15 protein-coding genes are annotated in these 17,014 nt (G+C 49.8%); 13 read left to right on the top strand and 2 right to left on the bottom strand.

What is annotated here, in order from left to right; all coding sequences use genetic code 11:
- The first annotated feature begins 148 nt into the window (after positions 1-148).
- Complete coding sequence (locus ACOTX2_RS21955; RefSeq protein ID WP_421625985.1) at positions 149-4,753, top strand: phage tail tip fiber protein; 4,605 nt, start codon at positions 149-151, stop codon at positions 4,751-4,753.
- A 564-nt stretch (positions 4,754-5,317) separates the two neighbouring features.
- On the opposite strand, the gene ACOTX2_RS21950 is transcribed toward ACOTX2_RS21955, so the two are convergent.
- Positions 5,318-6,337, bottom strand: coding sequence for a hypothetical protein (locus tag ACOTX2_RS21950; protein ID WP_057057267.1), 1,020 nt, complete (start codon positions 6,335-6,337; stop codon positions 5,318-5,320).
- Between ACOTX2_RS21950 and ACOTX2_RS21945 the strand changes: the two genes are divergently transcribed.
- The 10 genes from ACOTX2_RS21945 (at position 6,294) to ACOTX2_RS21900 (ending at position 13,884) form a co-directional block, all read left to right on the top strand.
- Complete coding sequence (locus ACOTX2_RS21945; RefSeq protein WP_421625990.1) at positions 6,294-8,606, top strand: tail fiber domain-containing protein; 2,313 nt, start codon at positions 6,294-6,296, stop codon at positions 8,604-8,606. The genes ACOTX2_RS21950 and ACOTX2_RS21945 overlap by 44 nt on opposite strands.
- On the top strand, positions 8,606-9,085 hold the full coding sequence (locus ACOTX2_RS21940) for a hypothetical protein (protein ID WP_057057085.1): 480 nt from the start codon (positions 8,606-8,608) through the stop codon (positions 9,083-9,085). Before ACOTX2_RS21945 ends, ACOTX2_RS21940 begins: the two co-directional genes overlap by 1 nt.
- A gap of 79 nt (positions 9,086-9,164) precedes the next feature.
- Positions 9,165-9,455, top strand: coding sequence for a hypothetical protein (locus tag ACOTX2_RS21935; RefSeq protein WP_057057086.1), 291 nt, complete (start codon positions 9,165-9,167; stop codon positions 9,453-9,455).
- 395 nt (positions 9,456-9,850) lie between these two features.
- Positions 9,851-10,177, top strand: coding sequence for a hypothetical protein (locus tag ACOTX2_RS21930; protein ID WP_057057088.1), 327 nt, complete (start codon positions 9,851-9,853; stop codon positions 10,175-10,177).
- A gap of 14 nt (positions 10,178-10,191) precedes the next feature.
- On the top strand, positions 10,192-10,884 hold the full coding sequence (locus ACOTX2_RS21925) for a hypothetical protein (RefSeq protein WP_057057089.1): 693 nt from the start codon (positions 10,192-10,194) through the stop codon (positions 10,882-10,884).
- Positions 10,884-11,135: a hypothetical protein gene (locus ACOTX2_RS21920; protein ID WP_057057090.1), complete on the top strand. Its 252-nt coding sequence runs from the start codon at positions 10,884-10,886 to the stop codon at positions 11,133-11,135. Before ACOTX2_RS21925 ends, ACOTX2_RS21920 begins: the two co-directional genes overlap by 1 nt.
- 391 nt (positions 11,136-11,526) lie before the next feature.
- A complete protein-coding gene (locus tag ACOTX2_RS21915; RefSeq protein ID WP_063160613.1) occupies positions 11,527-11,925 on the top strand; it encodes a hypothetical protein in 399 nt (132 codons plus the stop codon).
- Positions 11,910-12,671, top strand: a complete 762-nt coding sequence (locus ACOTX2_RS21910; protein WP_057057092.1) for a hypothetical protein — start codon at positions 11,910-11,912, stop codon at positions 12,669-12,671. The genes ACOTX2_RS21915 and ACOTX2_RS21910 overlap by 16 nt, the downstream gene beginning before the upstream one ends.
- A gap of 155 nt (positions 12,672-12,826) precedes the next feature.
- A complete protein-coding gene (locus ACOTX2_RS21905; RefSeq protein WP_057057093.1) occupies positions 12,827-13,492 on the top strand; it encodes a division plane positioning ATPase MipZ in 666 nt (221 codons plus the stop codon).
- Between the two features lie 11 nt (positions 13,493-13,503).
- Positions 13,504-13,884 (top strand): hypothetical protein, encoded by a 381-nt coding sequence (locus ACOTX2_RS21900; RefSeq protein ID WP_341864677.1) that lies wholly within the window; start codon positions 13,504-13,506, stop codon positions 13,882-13,884.
- A 27-nt stretch (positions 13,885-13,911) separates the two neighbouring features.
- On the opposite strand, the gene ACOTX2_RS21895 is transcribed toward ACOTX2_RS21900, so the two are convergent.
- Positions 13,912-14,499: a hypothetical protein gene (locus ACOTX2_RS21895; RefSeq protein ID WP_057057095.1), complete on the bottom strand. Its 588-nt coding sequence runs from the start codon at positions 14,497-14,499 to the stop codon at positions 13,912-13,914.
- Positions 14,500-14,779: 280 nt separating this feature from the next.
- On the opposite strand from ACOTX2_RS21895, the gene ACOTX2_RS21890 reads away from it, so the two are divergent.
- Positions 14,780-15,517: a hypothetical protein gene (locus tag ACOTX2_RS21890; RefSeq protein ID WP_057057096.1), complete on the top strand. Its 738-nt coding sequence runs from the start codon at positions 14,780-14,782 to the stop codon at positions 15,515-15,517.
- 85 nt (positions 15,518-15,602) lie between these two features.
- A complete protein-coding gene (locus ACOTX2_RS21885) occupies positions 15,603-16,943 on the top strand; it encodes a DnaB-like helicase C-terminal domain-containing protein (protein WP_057057097.1) in 1,341 nt (446 codons plus the stop codon).
- Positions 16,944-17,014 lie beyond the last annotated feature (71 nt).

Here is a 17,014-nt window from a genome sequence, read left to right as displayed (position 1 = left end):
AACACTATGCCAGGCTTAGACGTTTGCGGTGGTGGCTAAGGTAGATTAAGTAAAACAGTTGGGCATTGACAGGATGTTGATGCCCAGCCAATCGCCGGCAGGATGCCAGCGATCACACATAAATTGCACCAAAAAAGGGAGATTTTCGGTGGCAACTGTTAAAGAAAGACGCCTGCTCGCCGGTTCTGGCGGTGGCAGCAAGGGCGGCGGTTCCGCTCGCACGCCTGTAGAAGACAAAGATAATGTTCAGTCGCGATCACTCGCCTCAATCCTTGACCTTCTTGGTGAGGGAAAAATTGGTGGATTGATCAATGGCGGCCAGTCAATTTTCCTCGACAATGTCCCAATTCTAAACCCGGACGGCACCAGTAACTTTAATGGGGTTACCTGGTGGTTTCGTGATGGAACCCAGAATCAGGCAGTGATCGAGGGCTTTGATGCCGTTGAAACCCCGCATGATGTTGGCGTCCAAATCAAGCTGTCTACCCCTCGTACCATTCAGATCGACAACGATGATTCTGACCAGGTACGTGTCATTATGATGTTCCCGAAACTGACCAAAACGGATCGGAAGTCGGGTGACACCCACGGTACGACCGTTCAATTCCAGTTTGAGATCGCATACGGCACTACATCGTTTAAGCCAATTAAACCGCAAGGATATGCCTCACATGTCGTTACGCTGAGCAAAAAGTCCAGCGGCAAACACTATCGTGAATATCTTTTTGACCTGCCCAAGCCAGGCTCAAACTATCGCATTCGCGTAAGTCGCGTAAGTCGCGTAAGTCGCGTGACCGCTGATAGCACCACTGACTATATCCAGGATCAGACCTGGCTCAGTCAGTACGGTGAAATCGTCAGCACAAAACTTAACTACCCAAACAGTGCGCTTGTTGGTCTTAAAATCGACTCGCAGCAATTTGGTAGTTCTGTGCCGGCGCGTTCCTACTTGGTCTCGGGTATGGAAATCCGCGTACCGTCCAACTATGACCCGGTGCTTGGTACGTATTCGGGAGATTGGGATGGAACCTTCCGTTTAATGGTATCTGATAACCCTGCTTGGATTTTGTACGACCTGCTCACCAGTAAGCGCTATGGCTTGGGAGAGTACGTCACTGAATCAATGATCAACATCGGCCAGCTTTACCAGATTGGGCGCTACTGCGATGAGCTGATCAATGATGGATTCGGGGGCAAGGAGAAGCGCTTCGCAATTAATACCGTAATTAACTCACGCGGTGAGGCGTACAAGGTTCTTCAGGACATCGTATCGACATTCCGAGGGATGATTTTCTGGGCTGGTGGCATGGTTAATATCATGCAAGATAGTCCAAGTAGCCCAGTCATGCAGTTCAGTGCAGCGAACATCATTGGCAAAGTATCCTACAAAGGCTCTTCTCGCAAAGACCGCGCAACTATAGCTCTCATCACCTACAACGACAAAGATGACCTGTACAAGCAGAACATCGAGTACGTTGAAGATGAAGAGGGTATTAAGCGTTTTGGTGTACGTAAAACTGAATCAGTAGCTTTCGGCTGTACAAGCCGTGGCCAGGCTCACCGTGTGGGGCTTTGGACGCTTTACAGCAACCGCATGGAAACAGATCTGATCACCTTCACCTCTGGCATGGACGCATCGTTACTCATGCCTGGCGAGCTGGTGAAATTGCAAGATAAGTTCCGATCAGGGAAACGAAATTCCGGGCGTCTGGTAAACTACACCAAAAACAGCATCACACTCGACGCTTCTGTAAAACTGACTAAAGCCGGGAACACCATTTCTTTCCTGAGTGCTAAAGGGAAGATGATTGATCGCGACCTTATTGAAGGCACTGGCGAATACACTGTTGTCACCTTCAAGAAGGCATTAACTGAAGAAGAATACCCAGCGATTATGGGTATCTGGTCAGTCATTGAGCCTAATCTGGAGCCAATGCTGCTGCGTGTGCTGGCCGTTAATCAGAATGAGGAGAAGGGCGCCTTTGACATCGTGGGTGTGCAGCACAACCCTACGAAGTTTAACGCTATCGATGAAGGGGCGACTCTCGTTCCGTCGAAGACAACTATTCTCGACCCGACTTTCTCATCCCCTGAAAACCTGCAGGTTACCGAAGGCACATATGTTTCTTCTCCAGGCAACCTTTCGGTAAAACTGATGGTGAGTTGGGAGGGCAAGTCACCTTCGTATGTGCTGCGTTACCGTCGTTCCGATGTTGTTGAAGATTGGGTTACAACAGAAGTTAATACTGAGCAGTTCGATATTTTAAACGCTGCTGAGAATGGCATGTATGACATCGAGCTGTACTCGATTTCAGCCACGGGAAGACGTTCCAGCGTCATTTCCATGGTGTACACCACTCTTGGAACGATGACGCCACCAGATGCGCCCACTCTTCTCACAGCGATCGGGGATTATCGCGTCAACGTTCTGGCATGGCAGTTGCCTGGAACAATCGACATCGACAAAATTAACGTTTATGCCTCTCGCACCAACGATCTCACCACCGCGTCTCTTATTGCGGCGGTTGCCTCGACGACTTTTACCCATAGCGGGCTGGGCGATGACGAAACTTGGTTTTATTGGGTGCGCGCAGTAAACAAGCGCGGAATGCTGAGCCAGCCAAACTCTTCCCTCGGCACCGAGGCTACCACCAAAGATGTTCTGTCGTTCCTGAAGAACAAAATCACCTCTTCTGAGCTTGGGCAGGATCTTCTTGCTGACATTGACCAATCAGCAACTAAAGAAGCTGTTGAAGAGGTTAGTAAGAGAATCGACGATAGCGTAGGTGAGCTTCATAAAGCAGTCGATGAGATTGATCTGTCCATCACCGGTGTCAAGCAGTCAGTGATCGACATGCAAAACTCGTTCGACGGCATGGAGAAAGAGCAGAGTGATCTGAAGGCAAACGTTCAGGATACGGCAGATAAAGTTAGCCAGGCGCTCGGTGAAGTAGACGATGCCACCGCCAATGTTTTGGCTCTTCAGGAGACCGTCAAGAAGCAGGGGGAGTCCGTTGCCAGCACTCTCGATGCGGCACAGGCAGCTTTGGACGGAAGTAAAACGCTTATCGCCGAAGAGAGACAGGCTCGTGTTGATGGTGATACAGCGATCGGCAAAAAAGTGGAAACCTTGCAGTCAGTGGTGGACACCGGCCAGGCGAACATTGATGAAATGAAACAGACGGTGGCCAGCGTTGAGAAATCAGCATCACAATGGTCAACCAGTCTGGAGGCAAATGCTAAAGCGAACATCGATCTGGCACTTCGTCAGGAAGAAGACAAAAAGCAGCAGGCGTCAACTAACGCATCGGTTACCACCAGCCAGCAGGCTTTGACAGATTCTGTTTCCTCGGTGGCCAAGCGTGTCGATGAGATAAAAGCTGAAATCGGTGATGACATCGCCGCGCAGCTGCAGGAAGAAAGGGAGACCCGCGCCAGCGCTGATGAGGCGGTCACTACTCAAATCACCCAGCTGAAGGCCCAAGTTAACGATGATGTTAAAGCATCGTTGGCAACCGAGCAGCAAGCTCGTGCTGACGCTGATAGCGCTTTGTCGAAGCAGGTCACAAATCTGCAGTCGCAGGTTAATACTGACGTTAAAGCGCAGATCGCAGCGGAGGCCAAGACGCGCGCGGATAAAGATAGTGCCTTATCAAGTCAAATTACCGCACTCAGCGCGCAAGTTAATGACGATGTGACCGCCCAGATCGCAACTGAGTCTAAGGCACGAACTGATGGTGACACCGCAATCAGTACCAAAGTTGATACGCTGGCAACCAAGACTACCAGCGACATCAAAGCAGCGGTAGCCACGGAGACTAAAGCCAGAACAGACGGCGATACCGCATTGGGCAGTCAGATTACGTCATTGAAAACCCAGACGGCTTCCGACATTAAAGCTGCGGTGGCCACTGAGACTAAAGCAAGAACTGACGGTGATTCAGCACTCAGTAGCCAAATTAGCTCTCTTAAGACGCAAACGGCAGCAGATATTAAAGCCGCGGTAGCTACTGAGACAAAAGCCCGTACCGATGGCGATACTGCGCTAGGAAGCCAGATTACGTCCCTAAAAACGCAGACTGCGGCTGACATTAAGGCGGCTATTGCTACAGAAACGAAAGCTCGCTCTGATGCCGATTCGGCTATGGCCAGTGACATCACGGCGCTTGAAACCAGAGCCGGGAAGATTGAGTCGTCAGTGACCTCTGAGCAAACAGCGCGCGCTAATGCAGATACAGCATTGGGCAAGCGAGTGGATACGGTTAGTGCCAAGGCTGATTCGGCATCATCTACCGTCCAGCAGACTTCTCAAGCCGTGGCTAATGTGAACTCTAAGGTTTCTGCATCTTGGACGTTGAAGATGGAGACCTCCACCTCAAACGGCCAAAAGTATGCTGCTGGCATGGCGCTGGGGATCGACGGATCAGGGCTGTCACAGTTCCTGATTCGCGCTGACCGCTTCGGTTTGGTTAATTCCGTCGATGGCAAGGTAACCACGCCGTTTGTGGTGCAAAACAGTGTTGCCTACATGAATGGCGCATATATCAAAGACGGCACAATCGTGAATGCCAAAATTGGGGATTTGCAGTCCACTAACTACGTTTCGGGAAGGACTGGTTGGCGTATTGCAAAAGGAGGTGCCTTCGAGATGAATGGCAACAGCGGAAGCACCGGCCGCATGGTGATCAACAATAACCGAATCGAAGTGTATGACGAGAATGGACGTCTTCGAGTACGAATGGGATTGATGTAATAATTTTGCCCCGAATATATCGGGGCAATATTCACCATCAATTAAAAGCTATGAAAATCATAGTCTTTTGTGTTGCTACTAACGCAAAAATAAGTAACCATTCACCTACTTTATGTAAATGCGCAGGGGCGTAGTGTAACCGCCGAAGCAAGGAATGCTGACGCGTTAAGGAGAAAATATGTGGTACAGGGAAGGTACTAAGACCTTGATCAATGGTTCTAACATTGTTACCGGTGTTGGCACCAGTTGGTCAAAGGCTGAAAATGGCGTTCTGCCGGGCATGATTTTGCTTGGTGAAAAAGGCGAGCCATACGAAATCAAGTCGGTTGAGTCAGATACATCGCTTACGCTCGTAGAACCTTACGATGGCAAAAACGTGAATGACACGCCATGCCGTATCATCACCACCTATCAAGGGGACATCAGTCAATTTTCAGCGCGATTTGCGGCTCAGTTGCAACGCATGAATATTGATTCAGGCGTTATTCGCTCTTGGCTTACTTCGGGGCAGGATGCCCAGCTGTTAGCTGAGGATGGAACTCTGATCACGCTGAAGGCTTTGCGTCAGATCATATCTGAGCACGAAGGGGCAATGGCTTGGTTTTCCGCAAACAAGGATTCGATTCTGAAGGCCGCCGCTAACGCAGCAGCTGCTGCTTCAAGTGCGTCAGCAGCATTGGCATCCCAGAAGGCGGCAAAGACATCAGAGACAAACTCAGCGGGATCAGTGAGTGCGGCTGCATCCTCCAAAGCGGCAGCGGCGGCTTCCGCAACCAAAGCAGCAGCGTCAGAGAAAAACGCCAAAGCATCTGAAGTTAACGCCAAGACATCCGAAACTGCCGCAAGTGGTTCGGCAATCGCTGCAGCCACCTCAGAAACTAGCGCAAAAGCCTCCCAAGACTCTGCAACTTCCTCTGCTGGAAAGGCTGCAACTTCAGAGAAGAACGCGGCAGCATCCGCCACCAGCGCAGCCAGCTCAAAAGGTTCGGCGGCGACGTCGGCAACGAGTGCTGCCACCTCCGCAACTAACGCTAAAACATCCGAGAACAACGCGAAGAAGTCCGAAGTAAACGCTAAGACTTCTGAGAATGCCGCAGCTGGTTCTAAATCCGCAGCGGCGGCTTCAGAGGCTAACGCCAGCACCTCGGAAAAAAACGCTGCATCAAGTGCGACTGCGGCTAAGGCATCTGAAACCAACGCCGCCAGCTCAAAGTCGGCTGCGGCCACCTCTGCTACCAACGCTAAATCGTCAGAAACAAGCTCAGCCAGCTCCAAAGCAGCTGCGGCAACCTCTGCATCTAATGCTGCCACCTCGGAATCGAAAGCCTCGACCTCCGAAGTTAACGCAAAAAAATCAGAGACAAATGCCAAAGCGTCTGAGAATGCCGCAGCGAGTTCAAACTCGAATGCAGGCAAATCAGCGTCAGCTGCTAAAACTTCTGAAAACAATGCTGCCGCCAGTGCCTCATCTGCTGCGGCATCGGCCAAGAGCCTCAATGCAGATAACTTATGGACTAAATCAGCTTTAACAAAAGCAGTATTGGTCGGCTTAGGGTTGGCTCCAAGTGACGCTCCATCCTTCACTGGCGGTGTTGCCGTTGCCGGCACTATTAAGAATACCGGAGAAATGCAAACTACAGCCGCTAACTCTTACCGTATGGTTGGCAGTAACTACGGCTTATTCCAGCGCATTGATGGTGCCAACTGGTACATGATGCTGACCGACCTGAAAGACAATTATGGAACCTATAACGCTTTCCGCCCTCTTTCTATCGCTCTTACAAACGGAAGAGTAACTATGGGGAACGGTTTGAGCGTGACGGGCGATGTTAGGCTCGCTTCAGACCTGTCTGTAACGGGAGCACTTAGCGCCTCAAAAGGGGCTATCGTGAACGCGCCGGGAGCTGGCGCGGTGGCTGACCTGACCAAAGCAGCACTAGTTGTGAATGGCTCTGCAAATGATGGCTCTCAAGGTATCACGATTAACAGCTATGCGCCCACGCTGTCCTTTATTGATCGTAGCGCATCAAACGCTGGTTTCCGCTGGCGTGGTGATGGCAACTGTTTGCGCTTAGATGTCGATAATCGTGACAATGGCGCAACATGGAACAGCAATCTAGTTCAGATTGACGAACAGGGTCGATTGAGCATTGGTGGTGTAACAGCTGATTATGCTGAGTCATTAACCTATCGGGATCAGTGGAAAACCAAAGCCCCTTTCTTCAATGAGTTTTCTTCGCGTGGGGCAAGCGAGTATCACCCACTGGTGAAGCAGAAAGTGACCGTTGGAGATAAGAGCTATGTAGCGTCTCTCGGTTGGCTGGTTGGTTCGATGGTGTTTGAGCTGAGCATTACTGATCAAGCAGGCACAACTAAAAACTTCACCTTCCGACCTAATGGTGAGTTCTCAACACCGGCAAGAGTTTTGCCAGGTGATTATTCCAACTTCGACACTCGTTTTTTGGGTATCAGCGCAAATGCGGCAAGCGCCAGCAAATTAGTCACGTCTCGTAAGATTGCAGGCAAGGCTTTTGATGGCACATCTGACATTGCGATCAGCGCTGGTGACGTGAAGGCGTTGCCTAATACTGGAGGCACTGTAACCGGCCAAGTGACCGTTGCAGCAAATGGTGCCGCTCTTGTCCTGAGACGACTAGCCGCTTCTCAGGCAGTTTATCTAATGGGGCGTGACGAAAAAAACGCTGCACGTTGGTACATTGGCAATGGCGGCACGGATGATGTTGTTACGATCCACAACTACATCCATAACACTACCATGCAACTTAACGCCAGTGAGTTGTACACCAACCGAAACATTCGTGCTGCCGGCACAATCACGTTAAATGGCAGTGGAGAGTCGAACGCGGTTGTAGGCTCTGGAACCTCTGATGTATTCCTGCAAAACTCCAAATCTAATAAGTACCTTCAGCTTAAAGATAACGGCGTTTTGGCGTATTCGGATTCCGCCATTTACCACCAGACTAACAAACCAACTGCTACTGAAATTGGCGCTCTACCTGGGACTGGCGGCACGGTAAGCGGAGCCATATCTTCTACAGAGCCAAATGCCTTTCGTATTAAATATGGAAACATTGGATCTTTCATGCGAAGCGATGGGGGTAACACTTACTTCCTCTTAACTAATTCAGGTGATCCGGACGGAAGCTGGAACGGGTTACGCCCTATTTACTGGAATAATACCACCGGCAACGTATCGATGGGTCATATCGTTACTGTAGGCGGCACATTGAATGCAAACAGTGGTGTGGTTTCAGGCAGTAATGTGTACGTCCCTACTGCTAGTGGTTCATGGATCAGTATGCGAACCGGCACAGCTTTGCAAGGTAATGGCGCTTTAAATACCAGCTCTGCCGCAGCAATTGTCCGTCAGGAGCACGCCGATCGCCATTACGTTTTGGGTGGCTTGGGCAACTCTCAGTTCGGCATCTACATGATCAACAAATCGCGTACTGCCAACGGCACTGATGCAGGCGCCTATCTTCAAAGCGATGGTACATGGACTTGCTCAGGTAATGGCAGCTTCAATGACGTATACATCCGATCAGACCGCCGCAACAAGCGCAACATCAAGAAGATTGATAGCGCACTGGATAAGCTGGAGAAAATCGACGGTGTTCTTTACGAAATTCAGAACATGGACGGATATGAACAATCAGCTGGTCTCGTTGCTCAGCAGGTGCAGGAAGTGCAGCCAGAGTTGGTAACATCAGACATCGATCATGCCAGCCAAGAAGAGCGCCTGCGTCTTAATTACAACGGCGTCATCGGTATGTTGGTTGAAGCGGTGAAGGAGCTGCGCGCAGAGGTCAAAGAACTTAAGGAGGCTATGTAATGACAATTGCTTCTGGGTGGATTGGCTCAAGTGCAGTTGGGGAAACCGCTCAGCGTTGGATGTCGGCCGCAGGGCCAACAATCAATGTCGGCGTACCCTTCTGGATGAGTGCTCTTGCTGGCAAAAGCAAAGGGCTAAAAATTGTTGTGGCCAGAACTCAGGTTGGTGTCTTACCGCCAGGCGTTAGAGGCCCACAACCGTTTCCCATTTTGGCTTTTGGATTCCTGAAAGGTAAGGGTGGCTCCGTCATTGGTGACTACAGTGGAAGAGAGGTTACAGGCTTATATTTTGACAATGCCTATGGCTACGTTAGGTTTATTTTGGCTGGTGCGATGTCTGGCTCTGTCAGTTTGGTTATCGCAGGAACGAGATACAGTTTTGCGTATAACTCAAATTACTCTGCCTATGTTGTTCAAAATACGAACCTTCAAAACCTGTTAATTAACAGCGTGGGTAAAACCATTGAAGTTACTTTTTAAAGGGGTTGTAGGTATTTAACTACAACTATGTATCAAAAAATGGATAATGCGCTCATTCAAACCAAATGAGTGCAATATCATGAAATATTTAAATTTATCCTTCCTTGCATTGGCTCTTGCCTCGCTCACAACAACTGGCTGCGCCGGGCTTCCCGACTCAAAAATTGAGAAAGTGGATTGTGTTGCGAAATACACCTCTGGAACCTGGCCGGGTGGTGAGCATTGGGTGAAGGTTGACGAGCGTCGTGTTAATCACGTTGGGCATCGTTACGTTCACGCAAAAAGTGATTTAGTCCTGCACTTCTATGGCCGCTGGCAGCGAGAAGATCTGTTCACAGACTACCAGTGCAAAAAGGCAGGTGCTGCATGATAAAACTAGGCTCAAAGCTCCTTATCGCCACTTTGGTTTTAAATGTCGTAGGGTGCGCGGATCTGCAAAAGTTCGAGAGACACAAGGTGAGCTGTTACGGCAAGTATGGTTCGAACTTTACTGGCTTTACCCGTTATAAATGGATCAAGATTGATGCCGTAAGCGTTAGCCAAAACGGTACTCGATTCGTTCACCCAGAGCCAGACCTCGATGTGAGTTTCGAGGCTAATTGGGTATCGGACAGAGTGTTTAAAGAAATCCAATGTGAACCCCTTCCTAAATAATCTCCTAAAGCGCCTACTGGCGCTTTTTCTTTGGTTGTTAGCTACTTACTTTTTTATTGCTTTTTGCTACTATTTGCGCCTATCGAGATTTGACTTTTCATGGAGGAAAAAATGTCAAATGAGATGGGAGGCGTGACGCCAGATCAGGTGGAGCGCATTGCCCAAATTGTCGCCAGAGAGGTCATGGGGAACTTGCGAAAGGATCTCCGTGATGACATCGGCGCTGAAGTGAAAGCCCAGCTAGGAGCCTATTTTGGTGACATGACTGCCGCTCAGCACAGCATCCAGCATTCAAATCTGGAAAAGCTACTGACGCGTTTAGACAGCATCTCAAGCGGTTTCTTCGGTGGAATCATCTCTAAGATCACATCCATTCTAACCGCTGCTCTTCTTCTGGGGCTGGCGGCGTATGGCGTGAAAAATGGTTTTGGCAACTAAAAGGAAAGCTAAGGATGGCTACTCCAAGAGGTATCAGAAACAACAACCCTGGCAATCTTGACCGCGGTGCGCCGTGGCAAGGGCTGGTAGACAACGCTGCGGAACCGCGTTTCTGCACATTCAAGGACGCTACCTGGGGCATCCGTGCTCTGGCAGTAACGCTCATTACCTATCACGACAAGCGTAAAGCTCGGGATGGCTCGCCGATCGACACTGTTCGTGAAGTGATTGAGCGCTGGGCGCCGCCACATGAAAACGACACTGAGGCTTACATCAATGCGGTGGCCAAAGCAGTCGGCGTCTCTTCCGAGATGATTGTGGATCTCCACGACTACAGCACCTTGCGCCCACTGGTGGAAGCAATCATTCGCCACGAGAACGGTAAGGGTCCATTAAAGACGGCAAACAGCTGGTACTCAGTGGAAGCGATCGACGAGGGTCTGCGTCGTGCCGGTGTGGTGCGAGTGGTCAAAGCTGTAAAAGCAGTTCCTGTCACTAAGGAATCTGCTGGCGCGACGATTACTGCTGGTATCGGTGTCGCGCAGCTGGTGGACGTAGCACCGCAGATCACTCATGCGATGGATAAGGCTCAGGACAATATCTCCAGCGGCGATACCATTCGCATCGTGTTCGGTATTGCAACGGTAGCAATTGCTGTATTTATCGCCTGGTCTCAGGTTCGCAAGCACCAGAAGGGGATCGCGTAATGCTTCTTGGCCTTTACATTAAGGCCAAGCAGTACCTGTTGACGGCTGCGGCCGTCATCATGGTGCTTGCTGGTGCCTATTACTTCGGTGCCCGGGCTGCTCGCCGGTCAATGGAAATTAAAGCAGAGCGTGAGGACAACAAGCGCCTGCAACACACACTGGATGTGAAAAATGACGTTATCAATGCCGTCCGACGCTCGGATGATGCTACCGTTGATGCTCAGCTTACTGCTGATTGGATGCGTGATTAAGCCACCAGCCCAAGGGGTGCTGTTCTGCGATGCAGCAAACCCCATTTACGTTAGCCATAGTGACCAGCTAACGCAGGAAACAAAACGTGAGATACTTTCCCACAACGTTCAAGGTGCGACTTTGTGCCATTGGTCTAAACATCGCAACAAGGGTTAATTCTGGATGTCTAAGTAGCTTCAAAAAAGCAACGACAACCCAGCAAACCCCCTTTGTTTGCTGGGTAACTGACAACCACTTGCTTGATCTTTTTTGAGCAATGACGTAGATTCGTAAAACAGTTGACGATAGCGTCAACCCAAATTCAAGACCTACGAAGCATTCTCGTAGCCTCTAAATCCCCAGGTTGGGGGTCGCCGAACACGCTGCATAGCACTCGGCTAAGGTGGAAACATGCGTAACTCTCTGAACATTAAAGAAGCGAAGCGCTCAATTCAGACCATTCGTGATTGCACGAGTGTTATCGCTACTCACATCTTCGGTAATTCGAAGCTGCAGGTGCGCACACTCAACAATGAAGCGTTGGCACCTAAAGACCTCAAATTCATCGTTACTTTTGCTCACGATGTAGAGACAGCTCGCGCCACGGTAAAACCGCTGGCTGAAGCTCGTTTCCTCGACGGCGAAATTTGCTTTACGGTGAACCCAGCTAAGCAATTCCCTGAGATGGCTAATAAAATTTCCTCTTTCTCAGAGGCAATTGAAACTTCTATTCGCGACTTTTTGAGCAAGCATGATAGTATCTTTAGCACCAATTCTGCTAATGATACTGCTAAATGGCTCCTACACTAATAGCGTCATCGTTATTCGATAAGAACATAGGCAAGTTTGCTCATGAGGGCGAAACTTGCCTTCTTCGTTTCGGCTATCTTTTCACTGATGACGCGCTCTACAAGCTCTCTCAGCTGGAATTAGTCGATCCTGAAGATGAGATTCATACCTACATAACGATTGAATGTGTAGGTGCTGCTGACGACGATAAAGCCCGTATCACCAAAACCATCGCAAAAATGGTAGACGAAGACGCCTCTGATGAAGAAATCATCAAGCATCTTCTCGGCTCTGGCTACGTTGATGAATCCAAAAACGTTGATGCCGGCAGAATTGCGCTCAGATCCTACTTCTTCACCGATGACGCTGGCCAAGAGGTGGAAGCCCCTCAAGTCGCTGGTGTTAAAGTTGAGCGAGCTTTCCAGCAGCAAGGTCTCAGCAGCCGCGCATACATGTTTATTCTCAATTGGTTTGATCACCTGGTTTGCGACGAAGAGCAAACAGTGCCAGGCGCCAAAATCTGGGCTGGTCGCCTGTATGACCAATGCGACGTGCGTATTTATAACGGCAAGGGTCAGGTCTTTGAAGATCGCTTGAGCGAACTCGGTGTTGGCGCCAAAGGCTTCGTTCCATGGAACAAAGGCATGTTGGTCGATCTTAGCGGATGGACGCCGAACGAAATTCAGCAGAAGGTTCAGAAATTCATCGTTCTGATTATCTCTCGCGACTCTTCTCCACCAATCGGCTTCTGCCCTCCCCAATCCTGAATGAACCCGCTTCGGCGGGTTTTTTATTCTCAAAATTCAGATCATTGCCTACAAACTGGCCTTTACACCGTGGCCGCCTCGCATTAGGCTAATAGGCACATAAGAAAACAACTTGTTTTCACATAATTATTATTTCGCATAACAAGGAAACAACAATGGCTAAGATCATTGTGATTGGCGGCACCAAAGGTGGCCCCGGCAAATCCACGGTTGCGCAGCAGGTGGCCGGTGCGCTGGTTCTTAAAAAACAAAAGAAATGTCACCTGACCGACATCGATGGACAGATGACGACCGCAGGCTGGGCAGAAGAGCGCCGCGAAAACGAAGACCTGGCGCTTATTCCATTTGAGTTCGTAGATCATGACGTGGTTAAGCACATCAATGCGGTCAGCCAGCGCCACGACTTTGTGGTAATTGACGCCGGTGGCTTCGACTCTGAAATCCAGCGCCAGGCTATGCAGATGGCCGACATCATCCTTCTTCCGTTCCGCCCGAAGCGTCGTGACATTAAATCACTGCGTAATCTCGACCCTGTTCTGGATAACGTGCGGAATACCAATCACAAGGTTCGAATCATAGGCGTGATGAACCAATGTCCATCTTTGCCAAACCAGGCTCAGCGTATCTTTAACGCAAAAGGTGTGATCGAGTCATTTGGTATCGAGCCGGTGCCAGTAAACCTCTACACCCGTAACGTGTACGACGATGCAGAAGAGTCTGGCCGCACCATCTTTGAAATGACCGGTTCTGACCGCGATGCGAAGGCTGAAGCAGAAATTATCGAGCTGGTGGATTACCTGCTTAACCTGGAGGGTAAATAATGGCGAAGGGTATGGGTGATTTGACTAAGCGTGTAACGCCACCAGCAGCGCCAGAAGCGCAGCAGCAAGACAGTCAGCCAGTGACACCAGCTGCACCACTTCGTAACCCCGTGAAGCCCCAGGGGCGTCCTACTCGGGGTAAAAGCAAGATTCAGTCTCGCACCATGTCGATGGAAGATGAGTACATCGAGCTGATTGATATGCTGGCCGTCATTCCTCGCTTCGACAAGTTCACGCGTTCTGATGTGATCCGTGCGGCCATCTTCCAGCTTTCAGAGAAAACCCCGGCTGAAATTGAAGAGGCTATTAAGCTGAACATCGAAGCGGTGAACGCGAGTGATGTTTCATTCCGCACCGAAGAGATAAAGCGTAAGCTGATGGGTAAGAGTTAAAAAAGGGAGCCGAAAGGCTCCCTTTTTTCATTGCTTGTTAAATAGCGAACTTCCGTTCGGGAAGACTGGAGGGGCGATAGGTTTTTGTCGCTCCAACAAATTGATAGGTTTGTACTCTGCCTGACCTAATGGCCAAAGGTTGGCAATGTTTGCCATGTACAAATTAACCTTTTCGCTCTTATCGTTCACGATACCTGTTAACGCAGGGTCATCGTCGAATCCATAATCAAAATTCCATATGTCATCTGCATATCCAGTTTGGCAAATTCTATCCCACTCTTTGAGCATTGGTGACAGCATAGTCTTACCTAAACTTTTGATGCTGCTATCAAAAACAACACTCAAACTGCCTTTCCGCTCGCCTACGAACTTTACTGCCGGCATGAGGTTGGCCATGTAAGCAACCTCAAGAACGTTGATTACTCTTTTGTCGTGATCTTCATCCCAGAGTAGCGCGAAGGTGTGGATTTGAGGCTTAGCGTGATTTGCGTAAAGGGGAGATTTCCACTGGACGGCACTTAGTACGGAGTAGTGTGTTCCACGTCCTAAATTGCCAACTGGAGCTTGTTCGTCATAGACGGTTTTGAAATAGGGGGAATAGCTAGGCATAGCCATATTTATGACCTCAAGTTTATGTGTTTCACCACAAGAGACAAACCTTTCGGGTCTGCCAGATTTCGAGTTTTAAGTTAACTGAAGTCGTTCTGGGTTGGCAACAAATAAAACCTGCTTCTCAATAAAATAATAAGACCAGTATATTAAAATATACAGAAGCAGGTTGCTTGCAGCCAATACAACCCAGCCTCACCACCAACTAACTCCCTACATTCACTGCTTTAAAAAAGATTGGTAACTAGCTATCATCCAGCCACGGATAACTAACCAGCTACCTACTATGAGCAATTTCTTTTACCAATGCTTAGGCAACGACGACCAGTATGGATTCATGGAAGAGTGGGATTCGGCCGTCATGGATGAGTGGGTCGCTAAGAATATAGGGCTTTCTCGCTGTAAAGGCGAAGCTGACCTCTTCGAGACTAAGTGGTTTGATTACCGCGACATGCACCCACTCCAGGCTACAGCTGTCTTTACTGAAGAGTACAAACGCCAGTACGCCAACATCATGCTCACTCACGGTCGCGAAGACTTCCAGAGTGCGCCTTTCAACACCGGTTTAAAACGAGTTCCGTTTCAGGATCAGTCTGCCGCCAACAAGACATCACTTTGGAAAGCGCGTCAGTTTGCCGATCGCTACTGCGTTAATTACGGCTACTTCATTGGCACCGTTCTATCGATCGCCGCATCACGTCTCTGGGACAAGCTGCCACGCCCTCAGCATCTTTGGCAGCCAGAGCTGATTGAGATCTTCGAAGACAGATTGAAGAAACGCGCGTTAACCCGTCTGGATAGCTCTCTGTGGGGTTCTGGCTCTTCTGGGGTAATCGTGCAAGGGGGCAACGCTGAAATCCAGCGAGAATACTTTGAGTGGCTTCTCACGCAGATTGAAAATCGTGAGCCGTCCCGTCGCGTTCTGATCATCTACTCCGCTGTTTGGCTGACAGAGCTACTGCCTGAACACATAGCGCTACAGCGCTTCCCTAACGAAACCATGGAAGCACGGTCACTGAATTGATTGCCTTTGCCCACTTAGTAAACTTAGTAAACAAGTTGTTTAGAACGATGGAAAAGCACATGAACATGATTAAAGAGGTGGCGCAATGACCACCATTTGCCATACCGGACGCCCATTGTCAGAAGAGTTTGATGATGACTTCCAGAACCGGCTAACAGCCTACTACTGCAAGGATCAGGAGTTCCTGATGCGCGCCGGTGATTTGGTTGATCCGAGCCAATTTGAAAACGCGGCAAACGCAATATTGGTTAACCTGGTTTCGTCTTACTTCCGCATGTACAAGAGCGCACCTTCCAGCACGGCCATTCTTGACCAGCTGAAGCGCGCGAAGAAAGATAAGACGATCCGCGAAGAACTGTTCCCGGATGTGGTGAACGCCTTCAAGCGTGTTTTGGGTGAAAAGCTAACCGACACCAAATACATGGTTGACCGCGTTGCCACATTTGCCCGGAGCATCGCTTTCGATGACGCGCTGATCAAAGCGGCTGAGCTGAAAGAGAAGGGTGACTTCGAACGCGCAATGGAAGTGATGGCCAAGGTGCAGCTGGTGGGCGCGAGTGACACCATAGGCATCTACAACTACCTGGGCGAAGCTGCTGAGCGTTTAAAGCAGCGTGAGTATGAGGCGTCTGAAGATTACGTGCCAAACAGCATCACCACCGGCATTCCGCTGCTGGATCGGCTGCTGTACCAGAAAGGGTGGGGGCGTCGTGAAATGGTTCTCTTCATGGGCTTCGCGAAGTCTGGTAAATCGACGGCCATGGGTGAGTTCTCCATTAACGCAACGTTAAAGGGCTTCAATGTCCTGTACGTCTCGCTAGAAGTTCACACGGCAATCTTGTCTGACCGTTTCGACGCACGTCTTTCTCAAACCGAAATGACGAAGCTGATCGAGAAGCGCGACGACGTTCACAAGAAGCTGGCTGACCTGGGCGCCAGTACCGGCGTGGGTAACTTGTGGGTTGTTGAGAGACCGTCTGGCAGCTTGTCACCTGCAGACCTCGATCGATTACTTGAAGGCATGAAGTCGAACGGGATGATTCCTGACATGGTCGTGGTGGATTACGCCGACCTGATGAAACCAACACGACGCAGCGGCGATGAACGAGCCGATGTGAAAAGCATCTATACCGATCTCCGCGCAGTGTTCGACAAGCATAATGCCGCTGGCATAACCGCATCGCAGACTAACCGAGAGGGTGGGGCGTCTGAGGTGGCCACAATGATGCACGCCGCGGATAACATCGAAAAGGTGCGTATCGCTGACCTGGTTATCTCGATCAACAAAACGGAAGAGGAAGCGACGAAGGGTGAAGCGCGCTTGTACTTTGCAGGCTCTCGTAACCAGAAAGGCAACATCAGCATCCGAGTGAAGCAGAACCTGGAGCAGATGCGGTTTATTCAGGAAATTCTCGACGTTATCTAAAAATAAAGGCGTGGCAAAAATCGCCACGCCTCATTTCCAATTCGAGAAATCAAGTTTCTCGCCCTGTTAAA

Source organism: Enterobacter cloacae complex sp. IR5412 (genome assembly GCF_049237385.1).
Taxonomy (GTDB): domain Bacteria; phylum Pseudomonadota; class Gammaproteobacteria; order Enterobacterales; family Enterobacteriaceae; genus Enterobacter; species Enterobacter intestinihominis.
The sequence above is the reverse complement of the archived record's forward strand: the minus strand, read 5'-3'. Positions and strand labels throughout refer to the sequence as shown.